Genomic DNA, 15,113 nt, shown 5'->3' with positions numbered 1-15,113 from the left:
CCCCCGCGACACCCCCTCGCCCCCACCCGCCACGGCCACAGTGTCGGTGCCCGCAAGTAGGGTGGAGGACATGGCCGACCCCTCCAGCTACCGCCCCAAGCCGGGACAGATCCCCGACTCCCCGGGGGTCTACAAATTCCGCGACGATCACCGCCGGGTGATCTACGTCGGGAAGGCCAAGAGCCTGCGTCCCCGGCTCTCCAGCTACTTCCAGGACCTCGCGAATCTCCACCCGCGCACCCGCACGATGGTCACCACGGCCGCGTCCGTCGAGTGGACCGTCGTCTCCACCGAGGTCGAGGCGCTCCAGCTGGAGTACTCGTGGATCAAGGAGTACGACCCCCGGTTCAACGTCAAGTACCGCGACGACAAGAGCTATCCGTATCTCGCGGTCACGCTGAACGAGGAGTTCCCGCGCGTGCAGGTGATGCGCGGTGCCAAGAAGAAGGGCGTGCGCTACTTCGGTCCGTACGGCCACGCCTGGGCGATCCGCGAGACCGTCGACCTGATGCTCCGTGTCTTTCCCGTACGCACCTGCTCCGCCGGAGTGTTCAAGAACGCGGAGCGCACCGGACGCCCCTGTCTCCTCGGCTACATCGGCAAGTGCTCGGCGCCCTGCGTCGGCCGTGTCACCCCGGACGAGCACCGTCAACTGGCCGAGGAGTTCTGTGACTTCATGGCCGGCCGCACCGGCGCCTACATCCGCCGTCTGGAGCAGCGGATGGCGATCGCCGCCGAGGACATGGAGTACGAGAAGGCGGGCCGGCTGCGCGACGACATAGGGGCGCTGCGCCGGGCGATGGAGAAGAGCGCCGTCGTCCTCGCCGACGCCACCGACGCCGATCTGATCGCCGTCGCCGAGGACGAACTGGAAGCGGCCGTACAGATCTTCCACGTCCGCGGCGGACGGGTCCGCGGCCAGCGCGGCTGGGTCACCGACAAGGTCGAGGCGGTCGACACGGCGGGTCTCGTCGAGCACGCGCTCCAGCAGCTGTACGGGGAGCAGATCGGCGACTCCGTTCCCAAGGAGGTGCTCGTTCCCGCCCTCCCGGAGGATCCGCGGGCCACAGAGGCGCTCGGCCAGTGGCTGAGCGAGCGCCGGGGCTCGCAGGTGTCGCTGCGCATCCCGCAGCGCGGTGACAAGAAGGACCTGATGGCGACGGTGGGGCGCAACGCCCAGCAGTCCCTCGTCCTGCACAAGACGAAGCGGGCGAGCGACCTCACGACGCGCTCGCGCGCCCTGGAGGAGATCGCCGCGGCTCTTGGGCTGGACAGTGTGCCGCTGCGTATCGAGTGCTTCGACATCTCGCACCTCCAGGGTGACGACGTCGTCGCCTCGATGGTCGTCTTCGAGGACGGTCTCGCCCGCAAGGGCGAGTACCGCCGCTTCCAGATCAAGGGCTTCGAGGGCCAGGACGACGTCCGCTCCATGCACGAGGTGATCGGCCGGCGCTTCAGGCGCTACCTCGCCGAGAAGGAGCGGACGGGGGAGTGGACGGAGGAGGAAGAGGGGCCCGCCGACCAGGACCCCACCTCAACCGCCGAGTACGGGGAGAACGGAGAGACCGGGGAAGCCGCCGAGACCGGGGAGACCGGCCGGAACGGGCGCTCCGGACCTTCCCTGAAGGACGACGACGGAAGGCCCAGGCGCTTCGCCTACCCGCCCCAGCTCGTCGTCGTCGACGGCGGTCAGCCCCAGGTCGCCGCCGCCAAGCGCGCCATGGACGAGCTGGGCATCGACGACGTCGCCGTCTGCGGCCTCGCCAAGCGCCTCGAAGAGGTCTGGGTGCCCGATGACGACGACCCCGTGGTGCTGCCCCGCTCCAGCGAGGGCCTGTACCTCCTCCAGCGCGTACGCGACGAGGCCCACCGCTTCGCCATCACCTATCAGCGGGCGAAACGGGCGAAACGCATCCGGAGCAGCCCCCTGGACGACGTCCCCGGCCTCGGCGAGACCCGGAAGCAGGCGCTCATCAAGCATTTCGGCTCGGTGAAGAAGCTCCGGCAGGCCACAATCGAGCAGATCTGTGAGGTGCCGGGGCTCGGCCGCAAGACGGCCGAGTCCGTGGCCGTGGCCCTCGCGCAGGCGGCACCCGCCGCGCCCGCTGTGAACACGGCGACAGGAGAGATCATGGAAGACGACGGGGGCAGCACGCATGACTGAGCGAGACCGGGACGGAGTGGCGGACGTGAGTACGGGTGAGCCCAAGGAGGCCGCGGAGGTGGCGGCCGAGAAGGCCGGCGGGAAGTCCACCGGGGCGACCGCGGGTGAGCCCGCGGGAGGGCCCGGCACGACGGGCGGCCCGGCCGTCCCCGAAGGGAGCGCCCCCGAGCCCGCCATCCCCGAGCTGGTGATCATCTCCGGCATGTCCGGAGCGGGCCGCAGCACGGCCGCCAAGTGCCTGGAGGACCTCGGCTGGTTCGTCGTGGACAACCTGCCGCCCGCGCTCATCCCCACGATGGTGGAGCTCGGCGCCCGCTCGCAGGGCAACGTGGCGCGGATCGCCGTGGTCGTCGACGTCCGGGGCCGTCGCTTCTTCGACAACCTCCGTGAGTCCCTGGCCGACCTCGACGCCAAGCAGGTGACCCGGCGGATCGTCTTCCTGGAGTCCTCCGACGAGGCCCTGGTCCGCCGCTTCGAGTCCGTACGCCGTCCGCACCCCCTCCAGGGTGACGGCCGGATCGTCGACGGCATCGAGGCCGAGCGCGACCTGCTGCGCGAGCTGCGCGGCGACGCCGACCTGGTGATCGACACCTCCAGCCTCAACGTCCACGAGCTGCGCGCCAAGATGGACGCCCAGTTCGCCGGTGACGAGGAGCCGGAGCTGCGGGCCACCGTCATGTCGTTCGGCTACAAGTACGGCCTGCCCGTCGACGCCGACCTCGTCGTCGACTGCCGCTTCCTGCCGAACCCGCACTGGGTCCCCGAGCTGCGCCCCTTCACCGGTCTCAACGAGGAGGTGTCCGGCTATGTCTTCAACCAGCCGGGTGCCAAGGAGTTCCTCGACCGCTACACGGAGCTGCTGGAGCTGATCGCCACCGGTTACCGCCGCGAGGGCAAGCGCTATGTGACCGTCGCCGTCGGCTGCACCGGCGGCAAGCACCGCTCCGTCGCCATGTCGGAGAAGCTCGGCGCCCGGCTGGCCGCCGAGGGAATGGAGACCGTGGTCGTCCACCGGGACATGGGGCGCGAGTGACCGGACGCAACTTCCGGCTGCGTCGGCTGCGCAGGGCCGCACCGGCGCTGGCCGGGCGTGGGCGCGGTGCTCAGCCCAAGGTCGTCGCGCTCGGCGGCGGCATGGGGCTGTCGGCCTCCCTGACGGCGCTGCGCCGGATCACCGGCGACCTCACGGCCGTCGTCACGGTCGCCGACGACGGCGGCTCCAGCGGCCGGCTCCGCGAGGAGCTGGGCGTGCTGCCGCCCGGCGATCTGCGCAAGGCGCTGGCCGCGCTGTGCGGCGACGACGACTGGGGCCAGACCTGGGCCCGGGTCATCCAGCACCGCTTCCAGTCCAGGGGCGACCTGCACGAGCACGCCGTCGGCAATCTGCTGATCGTCGCCCTCTGGGAACAGCTCGGCGACCATGTCCTGGCCCTGGACCTGGTCGGCAAGCTCCTCGGTGCCCACGGCCGGGTGCTGCCGATGTCGGCGGTGCCGCTGGAGCTCCAGGCGCTCGTACGGGGCCACGACCCGGCCCGTCCGGACGACATCGAGACCGTACGGGGACAGGCCACCGTCGCCCTGACCCGCGGCGAGGTGCAGTCCGTGCATCTCGTGCCGAACGACCCGCCGGCGGTCCCCGAGGCCGTCGCCGCCGTCCTGGACGCCGACTGGGTGGTGCTCGGCCCCGGCTCCTGGTTCTCCTCCGTGATCCCCCATCTGCTGGTGCCCGAGCTGCTCGACGCGCTCGTCGAGACGAAGGCCCGCCGGGTCCTCTCGCTGAACCTCGCGCCGCAACCCGGTGAAACCGATGGCTTCTCACCGCAGCGTCATTTGGAGGTTTTGGGACGACACGCCCCTAAACTCGCCCTGGACGTGGTGCTTGCCGACGAGGCCGCCGTGCCCGACAGCGAATCACTCTCCGATGCCGCGCAGCGGCTCGGTGCCGCGGTCGAGCTGGCTCCCGTGGCCCGGCCGGACGGGGTTCCGAAGCATGACCCGGAGCTGTTGGCCGCCGCGTACGACCGTATTTTCCGGATGCATGGAAGGATCGGCCCATGGCGATGACGGCAGCGGTTAAGGACGAGATCGCCCGGCTTCCCGTCACCCGTACGTGCTGCAGGAAGGCGGAAGTCTCGGCGATTCTCCGGTTCGCGGGTGGTCTCCACCTCGTGAGCGGACGCATTGTGATCGAGGCGGAGCTGGACACCAGCATCGCCGCGCGCCGGCTCCGCAAGGACATCCTGGAGATCTTCGGGCACAACTCGGAGCTCGTGGTGATGGCCCCCGGCGGACTCCGCCGCGGCAGTCGCTACGTCGTACGGGTGATTACCGGCGGTGACCAGCTGGCCCGTCAGACCGGTCTGGTCGACGGCCGCGGCCGGCCGATCCGCGGACTGCCTCCCCAGGTGGTCTCCGGTGCGACCTGCGACGCCGAGGCGGCCTGGCGCGGCGCGTTCCTCGCGCACGGCTCGCTCACCGAGCCGGGGCGTTCCTCCTCGCTGGAGGTGACCTGCCCGGGGCCGGAGGCGGCCCTCGCGCTCGTCGGCGCGGCCCGCAGGCTCCAGATCCCGTCCAAGGCGCGCGAGGTGCGCGGTGTGGACCGGGTCGTCGTACGCGACGGGGACGCGATCGGTGCGCTGCTGACGCGGCTCGGGGCGCACGAGTCGGTGCTGGCGTGGGAGGAGCGGCGGATGCGCCGCGAGGTCCGCGCGACGGCCAACCGTCTCGCCAACTTCGACGACGCGAACCTGCGCCGCTCGGCCCGCGCGGCCGTGGCGGCCGGGGCCCGGGTACAGCGGGCGCTGGAGATCCTGGGCGAGGAGGTGCCCGAGCACCTCGCCGCCGCCGGCCGTCTGCGGATGGAGCACAAGCAGGCGTCGCTGGAGGAGCTGGGCGCGCTCGCCGACCCGGCCCTCACCAAGGACGCGGTGGCCGGACGGATCCGCAGGCTGCTGGCCATGGCGGACAAGAAGGCGCAGGACCTGGGCATTCCGGGCACCGAGTCGACGCTCTCGGAGGAGATGGCGGACGGCCTCGTCGGCTGACCGGCCTCCTCTCCACAAGAGGATGTGTCGCGCTCCGACCGCGCGACGCCAATGTGCCGCTGCCGGTGCCCCACGGGGGCCGACAGCGGCATTTCGCACGGCCTCGACGCACTCTTGACATGGTCATGCAGCTTGGCGAGCCTGGCGGCGTCCCGTCACGCCTGTGACGGACCAGGCAAGGGGGGCACATGAGACGCGGAGCGAGATCGATCCTCGCGGCGGGCGCACTGTTGCTGAGCGGAATAACGGCGGCGCCCGGCGCCGGCGCCGAGACCGCGGCCGGGAACTCCCCGGCTTCGGCCGCGGACACCCTGAAGGTCTTCGACGCCGAGGTCACCGCCGAGCAGGTGCCACTGCTCCTCGCGGCCGGCCAGGACGCCCACGAACTGGGCGAATCCGTCCCGCCCGGCGGCAGGGCGAAGGTCCAGCTGTTCCTCACCGACGACCAGGCACGCGATCTGGGGACGAAGGGCGTCGAGGTCACCGAGCGGACGGTCTCCCCGCAAGCGGAATCCCGGCTGAAGGCGGCCGGGGACGGCGTCTACCGCCCGTACAGCGGTCCGGGCAATCTCCAGGAGGAGATACGGGAGACCGCCGCGGCCCACCCGGGACTCACCAAGGTCGTCTCGATCGGCAGGACGGTCCAGGGCAAGGACATCCTCGCCCTCAAGCTCACCAAGGGCGCGGCCAGGAGCAAGGACGGCGCCAGGCCCTCCGTGCTCTACATGTCCAACCAGCACGCCAGGGAGTGGATCACTCCCGAGATGACGCGGCGGCTGATGCACCACTATCTGGACAACTACGGCAAGGACCGCCGGATCACCGAGATCGTCGACTCCACCGAGCTGTGGTTCGTCCTGTCGGCCAACCCCGACGGCTACGACTGGACCCACGCCGCCGACGCCAACCGTCTCTGGCGCAAGAACCTCCGCGACGTCAACGGCGACGGCGTCATCTCCCGCGGCGACGGCATTGACCTCAACCGGAACTTCACCTACAAGTGGGGCTACGACAACGAGGGTTCGTCCCCGCTGTCCACCGGTGAGACCTACCGGGGCGCCTCGCCCGGCTCCGAGCCGGAGACCCGGGCGATCGACAGCCTCCAAAAGCGCGTCGGGTTCGACTACGGCATCAACTACCACTCCGCCGCCGAACTGCTCCTCTACGGCGTGGGCTGGCAGGTCGCCACCCCGACCCCCGACGACGTCCTCTACCGGTCTCTCGCCGGCACCCCCGAGAACTCCGCCGTCCCCGGCTACTACCCGCAGGTCTCCTCCGAGCTCTACACCACCAACGGCGAGGCGGACGGACACGGTGCCAACGTCAACGGGATCATGATGTTCACCCCGGAGATGACCACCTGCGAGACGGTGTCCGACAGCATCCCCGACGACGCGTGGGAAGCGGACGACTGCCGGTCAGGCTTCAACTTCCCCGACGACGAGAAGCTGATCCAGGCGGAGTTCGCCAAGAACATCCCGTTCGCGCTCTCCGTCGCCGAGACCGCCTCCCACCCCGACCAGCCGTCGTCCCCGGTCGGTCTGAGCGCCCCCGACTTCACCCCCGACACCTTCACCACCTCCTACGGACGCGGCGCCGACCAGGAAGTCGCCGTCACGGCCCGCAAGTCGGTGCGTGACAAGGAGCTGAACTACCGGATCAACGGCGGCCGGACGCACGACGAGAAGCTCCGCGCCTGGAAGGGCGGCGAGACCTACGGCGGCGAGGACAACCTCCACTTCGACGAGTTCCGCGCCGAGGTCGAGGACGCCGACGCGGGCGACCGCGTCGAGGTCTGGTTCACCGGCCGTACGAAGAGCGGCAAGCGCACCACCAGCGACCGCTTCACCTACACCGTCGCCGAGCGCCCCAGGGCCGACACCCTCGTCGTCGCCGAGGAGGGCGCGCCCGCGCAGTACGCGCAGCCGTACGTCGACGCGCTGCGGGCCAACGGCCTCGACGCCGCCGTCTGGGACGTCGCCGAACAGGGCGCACCGCACCACCTGGGAGTCCTGAGCCACTTCTCCACCGTCGTCCACCACACCGGCGCCGCCGCCCCGGGCGGTGACACCCAACTGGCGGTCCGTGACTTCCTCAACGAGGGCGGCAAGCTGATCGAGGCGGGCGAGCAGGCCGGTGGCAACGCACAGGTCGGCCGGACCCGTACGAACGACTTCAGCCAGTACTACCTCGGCGCGTACGGGCGGACCTCCACGGCCGGCGCCACCGCCTTCACCGGGGCGGGCGCCCTCCTCGGGGCGTCGGGCCCGCTCGGCGCGGCGCCGGGCAACCCGCTGGACCAGGCCGGTACGTACACCGTCACCTCCTCCGTCCTCGCCCCGGACCTCTTCCCGTACTTCGCCAGCGAGGCGGCGGGCACGTACGACACCGGGACCGGCGCGGCGGCGGTCACCACGAAGGACACCGTCCTGCTCGGCTTCGGGCTGGAGCAGATCACGGACGCGGAGCGGCGCGCGGCGCTGCTCGGGAAGGCGCTGCGGGCCCTGCGCGGCTGACCTCGACCGCGCCGCCCCGTACCCCTACCCGGCGGTACGGGGCGGCGCCGGTCCGTACCCGCCCGGTCGATGTCACCGAGGCGTCCGGGGGGAGGTAGGGTCATAAGTGGTCGGGGACATCCCATACGCACTCGCCGGCGTCGAAACCCGGCGTACCAACGAGGAGATCGGTTCGTGACGATCCGCGTAGGCATCAACGGCTTTGGCCGCATCGGTCGCAGCTACTTCCGCGCGCTGCTGGAGCAGGGTGCCGACATCGAGATCGTGGCTGTCAACGACCTGGGTGACACCGCGACCACCGCTCATCTGCTGAAGTACGACACGATCATGGGTCGCCTCAAGGCAGAGGTGGGCCACACCGCCGACACGATCACGGTCGACGGCAAGACGTTCAAGGTGCTCTCCGAGCGCAACCCGGCCGACATCCCCTGGGGTGAGCTGGGCGTCGACGTCGTCGTCGAGTCGACCGGCATCTTCACCAAGAAGGCCGACGCCGAGAAGCACATCGCGGGCGGCGCCAAGAAGGTCCTCATCTCGGCTCCGGCCAAGGACGAGGACATCACCATCGTGATGGGCGTCAACCAGGACAAGTACGACGCGGCCAACCACCACGTCATCTCCAACGCCTCGTGCACCACCAACTGTGTGGCGCCGATGGCCAAGGTTCTCCTGGAGAACTTCGGCATCGTCAAGGGCCTGATGACGACGGTCCACGCGTACACCAACGACCAGCGCATCCTGGACTTCCCGCACAAGGACCTGCGCCGCGCCCGTGCCGCCGCCGAGAACATCATTCCGACCACCACGGGCGCCGCCAAGGCGACGGCCCTGGTGATCCCGGAGCTGGAGGGCAAGCTCGACGGCATCGCGATGCGCGTCCCGGTCCCGACGGGCTCCGTCACCGACCTGGTCGTCGAGCTGGAGCGCGAGGTGACCAAGGACGAGGTCAACGCCGCGTTCCAGAAGGCCGCCGAGGGCCAGCTCAAGGGTCTGCTGGACTACACCGAGGACCCGATCGTCTCCTCGGACATCGTCAACTGGCCGGCCTCCTGCACCTTCGACGCCTCCCTGACCCTGGTCCAGGGCAAGAGCGTGAAGATCATCGGCTGGTACGACAATGAGTGGGGCTACTCCAACCGGCTGGTCGACCTGACCACCTTCGTCGGCGGTCAGCTCTGACGCCGGTCCGGTAGACAACTCCCGATGTGAACGACAGGGCTCGTGCGGCGCGACGTGGCGCTGACCGGGCCCTGTCGTCCGTGTGCTGTGTGTGCTCGCTCTTCTGTGTGCTCGCTACGTCGCGGGACGTGGAGCCGCTCTCAAGGAGTCACTGATACATGAAGACGATCGACGAACTTCTCGACGAAGGGGTCGCCGGCAAGCGCGTCTTCGTCCGCGCCGACCTCAACGTGCCGCTCGACGGCACCACCATCACGGACGACGGCCGGATCCGCGCCGTGCTGCCGACCGTCGCCAGGCTCGCCGGGGCCGGCGCCCGGGTCGTCGTGGCGTCCCACCTCGGCCGCCCGAAGGGCGCGCCCGACCCCGCCTTCTCGCTGGCCCCCGCCGCCGCTCGTCTGGGTGAACTCCTCGGCGCCGACGTCGCGTTCGCGACCGACACCGTGGGCGACTCGGCGAAGGCCGTCGTCACCGCGCTCGGGGACGGACAGGTCGCCGTCCTCGAGAACCTGCGCTTCAACGCCGGTGAGACGTCGAAGGACGACGCCGAGCGCGGCGCCTTCGCCGACCGGCTCGCCGAACTCGCCGACCTCTACGTCGGCGACGGCTTCGGCGCCGTGCACCGCAAGCACGCCTCGGTCTTCGACCTGCCGGCCCGGCTGCCGCACGCGGCCGGCGGTCTCATCGCCACCGAGGTCGGGGTGCTCAAGAAGCTCACCGAGGACGTGAAGCGGCCGTACGCGGTCGTCCTCGGCGGCGCCAAGGTCTCCGACAAGCTCGGGGTCATCGACCACCTCCTGGAGAAGGCCGACCGCATCCTGATCGGCGGCGGCATGGCGTACACCTTCCTCAAGGCCCAGGGTTACGAGGTCGGCGCCTCGCTGCTCCAGGAGGACCAGATCCCGGCGGTCCAGGAGTATCTCAAGCGCGCCGACGAGCGGGGCGTGGAGTTCGTCCTGCCGGTCGACGTACTCGTCGCGCCCTCCTTCCCCGACCTCAGGACGAAGGCGCCGGCCAACCCGGAGACCGTCGCCGTCGACGCCATTCCCGCCGGTCAGATGGGTCTGGACAGCGGTCCGCAGACCAACCGGCTGTACGCGTCGAAGCTCGCCGACGCGACGACCGTCTTCTGGAACGGCCCCATGGGTGTCTTCGAGCACCCCGACTACGCCGAGGGCACCCGGGCCGTCGCCCAGGCCCTGATCGACTCCGACGCCTTCACTGTCGTCGGTGGTGGCGACTCCGCCGCCGCCGTCCGGATCCTCGGATTCGACGAAAACGCATTCGGCCACATTTCGACCGGTGGCGGCGCGAGCCTCGAATACCTCGAAGGCAAGACGCTTCCCGGCCTCGCCGCACTGGAGGACTGACCTACTGATGGCAGCTGCAACCCCGACCGAGAAGAACGCCCGTACCCCGCTGATGGCGGGCAACTGGAAGATGAACCTCAACCACCTCGAGGCCATCGCGCACGTCCAGAAGCTCGCCTTCGCCCTGAGTGACAAGGACCACGACGCGGTCGAGACGGCCGTCCTGGTGCCGTTCACCGATCTGCGCTCCGTACAGACGCTGGTCGACGGCGACAAGCTCAAGATCAAGTACGGCGCCCAGGACATCTCCTCGCACGACTCCGGCGCGTACACCGGCGAGGTCTCCGGGCCGATGCTGGCCAAGCTGAAGTGCACGTACGTGGCCGTCGGCCACAGCGAGCGCCGCCAGTACCACGCCGAGACCGACGAGCAGTGCAACGCCAAGGTGCGGGCCGCCTACAAGCACGGCCTGACCCCGATCCTGTGCATCGGCGAGGGGCTGGACGTCCGCAAGGCGGGCGAGCAGGTCCCGTACACGCTCGCGCAGCTCGACGGCGGCCTCAAGGACATCCCGGCCGACCAGGCCGAGTCCGTCGTGATCGCGTACGAGCCGGTGTGGGCCATCGGCACCGGCGAGGTCGCCACCCCCGAGGACGCGCAGGAGGTGTGCGGAGCGATCCGCGCCCGGCTCGCGCAGCTGTACTCCCAGGAGCTGGCCGACCAGGTGCGCATTCAGTACGGCGGCTCGGTGAAGTCCGGGAATGTCGCCGCGATCATGGCGCAGCCCGATGTGGACGGTGCCCTTGTCGGCGGTGCGGCGCTGGACGCCGAGGAGTTCGTCAAGATCGTCAGGTTCCGCGACCAGTAAGTATGCGGCGGCGCGGATCCGTCGTACCCTGACGGGGGCCGAGTCGGCATCTCACACATGCCGCCGGCCCCCGTTGTCCATTGTGGTCCTGTTCAATTCGGTTCAATACCGAATCAAATTCATTTCGAGAGAATTCCGGAAAGTAGGGTCCAGCCGTGATTATGGGGTTCTCGATCGCCCTGATCGTCTTCAGCCTGCTGCTGATGCTGCTGGTGCTGATGCACAAGGGGAAGGGCGGCGGTCTCTCCGACATGTTCGGTGGCGGTATGCAGTCGTCCGTCGGTGGTTCCTCGGTCGCCGAGCGCAACCTCGACCGCATCACCATCGTGGTCGGTATGGGATGGTTCGCCTGCATTGTCGTGCTTGGTCTGCTGATGAAGCTGGACAACTGATAAGTCGTACGGTACGGCGCCGGGGGCGCGGCCTATCATGAGGCCCTGCGTCCCGGCGGTGGGGGTGTAACTCCACTCACTGGACGCGCGTTGGGCCATACGTAGACTGGGGCGCTCGACAGCGGAGCTGCCTCTCGACGCTTGATGCTTGCGGCACCATTCACGCAGGGAGTTACGACCGTGGCAAGTGGCAACGCGATCCGGGGAAGCCGGGTCGGAGCGGGGCCGATGGGTGAGGCCGAGCGTGGCGAGTCCGCGCCACGCCTGCGCATCTCCTTCTGGTGCTCCAACGGGCACGAGACGCAGCCGAGCTTCGCCAGCGACGCACAGGTTCCGGACACGTGGGACTGCCCACGATGCGGATTCCCGGCCGGCCAGGACCGGGACAATCCCCCGGACCCACCGCGCACAGAGCCGTACAAGACACATCTCGCCTACGTACGAGAACGGCGCAGCGACGCGGACGGCGAGGCGATCCTCGCCGAAGCCCTCGCCAAACTGCGGGGCGAAATCTAGAAATTGATCCGGCCGGGCACCCAAAGGTGTCCGGCCGGAGTCGTTTTCGCGGACGGCCGATTGTCAGTGCCATCCCCTACGGTCCGAACAGGATGACCGAAAGGGACAGTTGTGACGACGGACGAAGCGGCGGCGGGCGGGCCGGCGACCGACGAACAGGCGCCGGCGGAGGAGAGCGCGGTGCGGGCGCGGGTGCCCGCGTGGCGCGGGGGGTTCGGACGGCTGTGGGGCGCGGCCGTCATCTCCCGGTTCGGGGACTCGCTGCGGACCGCCGCGCTGCCGCTGCTCGCGGCCTCGTTGACCGACGACCCCCTGCTGATCGCCTCGGTGACGGCCTGCGGCTATGTGCCCTGGCTGCTGTTCGGACTGCTGGGCGGCGCCGTCGCGGACCGGGTCGACCAGCGGCGCGCCATGTGGGCCGTCGACCTGCTGCGCGGCGCGCTGATGGCCGGCTTCGCACTCGCCGTCGCGCTGGACCACGGCACGATCGCGCTGCTGCTCGTCCTCGCCTTCCTGCTGACCACCTTCCAGACGCTCTTCGACAACGCGGCCACGGCCCTGCTGCCCGCCGTCGTCCCCCGTGACACGCTGGCCGGCGCCAACGCCCGCCTGATGACCGGACAGCAGGTCGCCAGTGGCTTCCTCGCGGCGCCGCTGGTGCCCGCGCTCCTGATCCTCGGTGCCTCCGCCCCGTTCGCGGCCAACGCCGCCACCTATGTCGTCGGCGCGCTGCTCATCGCCTCCCTGCGGACCGACGCACCGGCAAGGGCCCCGAAGGCGGCCGGCAGCACCCTGCGCACGGAGATGGCCGAAGGCATGCGCGCCCTGTGGCGGGACAGCGCGCTGCGCGGCCTGTCCGTCGCGACCGCCCTGTCGAACATCGGCATGGGCGCCCTGATCGCGACCCTCGTCCTGCACATCACCGGCTGGCTGGACGCGGGAATCAGCGGATACGCGGCGGTCATCACGGCGTTCGGCGTCGCCAGTGTCGCCGGCGGACTGGTCGCGCCGCGGCTCTCGGCCCGGATCGGGCGCATCCGCAGCGTCCTGGTCGCCGGGATCGTCCAGACCTGCGCGCTGACCGTGCTCGGGACCGTCCGTGAACTCACCGCGGCGATCGCCGCCATGGCCGTCTTCGCGGTCATGGGCATGGTCTGGAACGTGAACCAGGCGACGCTGGTCCAGGAGCGCAGCCCCGCCGAGATGCTGGGCCGGATCAGCTCCGCCTTCCGCACGCTCGCCATCGCCGGGGCACCGTTCGGCGCGCTGCTCGGCGGGCTGGTGGCGGGGGCCTGGGGACTCAACGCGCCCGCGCTGCTCGCGGCCGGTGCGTTCACGCTCGGTGTCGCGTCGCTCGGCGCTCTGATCAATTAGGTTGGGAGGGCAGCTGGGCACCGCACTCACGCAGGCAGTCACGTACGAGAAGAAGTGGGCTGGAGCAAGATGTCCGAGAACAAGGCAGAAGGCCGCGCCAGGCTCAACCGGATGCCCCAGTGGAGCGCGCTGGGAAAGCATCGTGAGCAGCTGGGGGAGAGGAGTCTGCGGGAGCTGTTCGCCGAGGACCCGGCGCGCGGCACCGGCTACACCCTCCAGGTCGGTGACCTCTACCTGGACTACTCCAAGCATCTGGTGACGGACGAGACGCTCACGCTGCTGCGTGAACTGGCGGCGGCCACCGGCGTCGCCGAGCTGCGGGACGCGATGTTCCGCGGCGAGAGGATCAACACCACCGAGGACCGGGCGGTGCTGCACACCGCGCTGCGCGCCCCGCGCGAGGCGGTCGTCGAGGTCGACGGCGAGAACGTCGTGCCCGGTGTGCACGCCGTCCTCGACAAGATGGCCGCCTTCGCCGAGAAGGTCAGGGCGGGCGAATGGCTCGGCCACACGGGCCGGCCCATCCGTAACGTCGTCAACGTCGGGATCGGCGGCTCCGACCTCGGCCCGGCGATGGCCTACGAGGCGCTGAGGTCCTTCACCGACCGCGATCTGACGGTCCGTTTCGTGTCGAACGTCGACGGCGCGGACCTGCACGAGGCCGTACGCGATCTGGACGCCGCCGAGACGCTGTTCGTCATCGCGTCCAAGACCTTCACCACCATCGAGACCATCACCAACGCCACTTCGGCCCGCAACTGGCTGCTGACCGAGCTCCAGAGCGATCAGGACGCGGTGGCCAGACACTTCGTGGCGCTGTCCACGAACGCGGAGAAGGTCGCCGACTTCGGCATCGACACCGCCAACATGTTCGAGTTCTGGGACTGGGTCGGCGGCCGGTACTCCTTCGACTCCGCCATCGGGCTCTCCCTGATGATCGCCGTCGGACCCGACAGCTTCCGCGAGATGCTCGACGGCTTCCACCTCGTCGACGAGCACTTCCGCACCGCGCCCGCCGAGTCCAACGCACCGCTGCTGCTCGGCCTGCTGGGGGTCTGGTACGGGGCGTTCTTCGACGCCCAGTCACATGCCGTCCTGCCGTACAGCCACTACCTGTCCCGGTTCACCGCGTATCTCCAGCAGCTCGACATGGAGTCCAACGGCAAGTCCGTGGACCGCGACGGCGAGCCCGTGGAGTGGCAGACGGGACCGGTCGTCTGGGGCACCCCCGGCACCAACGGCCAGCACGCGTACTACCAGTTGATCCACCAGGGTACGAAGGTCATCCCCGCCGACTTCATCGGCTTCGGCCGGCCCGTCGACGACCTCCCGCACCGGCTGATCGCCCAGCACGACCTGCTGATGGCCAACTTCTTCGCCCAGACCCAGGCGCTCGCCTTCGGCAAGACCCCGGAAGAGGTCCGGGCCGAGGGCGTCCCCGACGAGCTCGCGCCGCACAAGACGTTCCGGGGCAACCACCCGACCACCACCATCCTCGCCGAGTCGCTGACCCCCTCCGTACTCGGCCAGCTCATCGCACTCTACGAGCACAAGGTCTTCGTTCAGGGCGCGGTGTGGAACATCGACTCCTTCGACCAGTGGGGCGTGGAGCTGGGCAAGGTCCTCGCCAAGGAGATCGAGCCGATCCTCACCCAGATCGACGGCGGACGGGAGAGCCCGGCCGACAAGCCGCTGGACGCCTCGACGGCGGAGCTGGTCGAGAAGTACCGGGCGCTGCGGGGGCGTTGAG

12 protein-coding genes are annotated in these 15,113 nt (G+C 69.9%); all 12 read left to right on the top strand.

Translation table 11 applies throughout. The features are described 5' to 3' along the window. Positions 1 to 70: 70 nt before the first annotated feature. The 12 genes from uvrC to pgi all read left to right on the top strand — a co-directional run bounded on the left by uvrC (position 71) and on the right by pgi (position 15,112). Entirely contained in the window at positions 71 to 2,164 is a 2,094-nt protein-coding gene (gene uvrC / locus SSPS47_RS07060) for an excinuclease ABC subunit UvrC (RefSeq protein WP_164249562.1), read from the top strand. Next, positions 2,157 to 3,197 (top strand): RNase adapter RapZ, encoded by a 1,041-nt coding sequence (gene rapZ, locus SSPS47_RS07055; protein ID WP_239064799.1) that lies wholly within the window; start codon positions 2,157 to 2,159, stop codon positions 3,195 to 3,197. Before uvrC ends, rapZ begins: the two co-directional genes overlap by 8 nt. Continuing rightward, positions 3,194 to 4,228 (top strand): uridine diphosphate-N-acetylglucosamine-binding protein YvcK, encoded by a 1,035-nt coding sequence (gene yvcK / locus SSPS47_RS07050; RefSeq protein WP_164249560.1) that lies wholly within the window; start codon positions 3,194 to 3,196, stop codon positions 4,226 to 4,228. Before rapZ ends, yvcK begins: the two co-directional genes overlap by 4 nt. Further along, complete coding sequence (whiA, locus tag SSPS47_RS07045; RefSeq protein ID WP_023542507.1) at positions 4,219 to 5,208, top strand: DNA-binding protein WhiA; 990 nt, start codon at positions 4,219 to 4,221, stop codon at positions 5,206 to 5,208. The genes yvcK and whiA overlap by 10 nt, the downstream gene beginning before the upstream one ends. Before the next feature lie 188 nt (positions 5,209 to 5,396). Further along, complete coding sequence (locus SSPS47_RS07040) at positions 5,397 to 7,724, top strand: M14 family metallopeptidase (protein ID WP_164249559.1); 2,328 nt, start codon at positions 5,397 to 5,399, stop codon at positions 7,722 to 7,724. Between the two features lie 174 nt (positions 7,725 to 7,898). Further along, a complete protein-coding gene (gene gap, locus SSPS47_RS07035) occupies positions 7,899 to 8,903 on the top strand; it encodes a type I glyceraldehyde-3-phosphate dehydrogenase (protein ID WP_164249558.1) in 1,005 nt (334 codons plus the stop codon). Positions 8,904 to 9,061: 158 nt separating this feature from the next. Continuing rightward, positions 9,062 to 10,273 (top strand): phosphoglycerate kinase, encoded by a 1,212-nt coding sequence (locus SSPS47_RS07030; protein ID WP_164249557.1) that lies wholly within the window; start codon positions 9,062 to 9,064, stop codon positions 10,271 to 10,273. Positions 10,274 to 10,280: 7 nt separating this feature from the next. Further along, positions 10,281 to 11,081: a triose-phosphate isomerase gene (tpiA, locus tag SSPS47_RS07025; RefSeq protein ID WP_147872201.1), complete on the top strand. Its 801-nt coding sequence runs from the start codon at positions 10,281 to 10,283 to the stop codon at positions 11,079 to 11,081. A 155-nt stretch (positions 11,082 to 11,236) separates the two neighbouring features. Continuing rightward, on the top strand, positions 11,237 to 11,473 hold the full coding sequence (gene secG, locus SSPS47_RS07020; protein WP_063889525.1) for a preprotein translocase subunit SecG: 237 nt from the start codon (positions 11,237 to 11,239) through the stop codon (positions 11,471 to 11,473). A gap of 180 nt (positions 11,474 to 11,653) precedes the next feature. Beyond that, positions 11,654 to 11,989, top strand: a complete 336-nt coding sequence (locus SSPS47_RS07015) for an RNA polymerase-binding protein RbpA (protein WP_003957010.1) — start codon at positions 11,654 to 11,656, stop codon at positions 11,987 to 11,989. Positions 11,990 to 12,169: 180 nt separating this feature from the next. Continuing rightward, positions 12,170 to 13,363, top strand: a complete 1,194-nt coding sequence (locus SSPS47_RS07010; RefSeq protein ID WP_164254427.1) for an MFS transporter — start codon at positions 12,170 to 12,172, stop codon at positions 13,361 to 13,363. 69 nt (positions 13,364 to 13,432) lie between these two features. Then, complete coding sequence (gene pgi / locus SSPS47_RS07005; protein WP_164249556.1) at positions 13,433 to 15,112, top strand: glucose-6-phosphate isomerase; 1,680 nt, start codon at positions 13,433 to 13,435, stop codon at positions 15,110 to 15,112. The last annotated feature ends 1 nt before the right edge of the window (position 15,113 follow it).

The sequence above is a fragment of the Streptomyces sp. S4.7 genome (assembly GCF_010384365.1).
Taxonomy (GTDB): domain Bacteria; phylum Actinomycetota; class Actinomycetes; order Streptomycetales; family Streptomycetaceae; genus Streptomyces.
The sequence above is the reverse complement of the archived record's forward strand: the minus strand, read 5'-3'. Positions and strand labels throughout refer to the sequence as shown.

Bases quoted from the DNA above. Each gene is read 5' to 3' on its own strand.
- tpiA (WP_147872201.1), top strand. From the start codon at position 10,281: ATGGCAGCTGCAACCCCGACCGAGAAGAACGCCCGTACCCCGCTGATG.
- whiA (WP_023542507.1), top strand. From the start codon at position 4,219: ATGGCGATGACGGCAGCGGTTAAGGACGAGATCGCCCGGCTTCCCGTC.
- pgi (WP_164249556.1), top strand. From the start codon at position 13,433: ATGTCCGAGAACAAGGCAGAAGGCCGCGCCAGGCTCAACCGGATGCCC.
- rapZ (WP_239064799.1), top strand. From the start codon at position 2,157: ATGACTGAGCGAGACCGGGACGGAGTGGCGGACGTGAGTACGGGTGAG.
- SSPS47_RS07030 (WP_164249557.1), top strand. From the start codon at position 9,062: ATGAAGACGATCGACGAACTTCTCGACGAAGGGGTCGCCGGCAAGCGC.
- SSPS47_RS07040 (WP_164249559.1), top strand. From the start codon at position 5,397: ATGAGACGCGGAGCGAGATCGATCCTCGCGGCGGGCGCACTGTTGCTG.
- uvrC (WP_164249562.1), top strand. From the start codon at position 71: ATGGCCGACCCCTCCAGCTACCGCCCCAAGCCGGGACAGATCCCCGAC.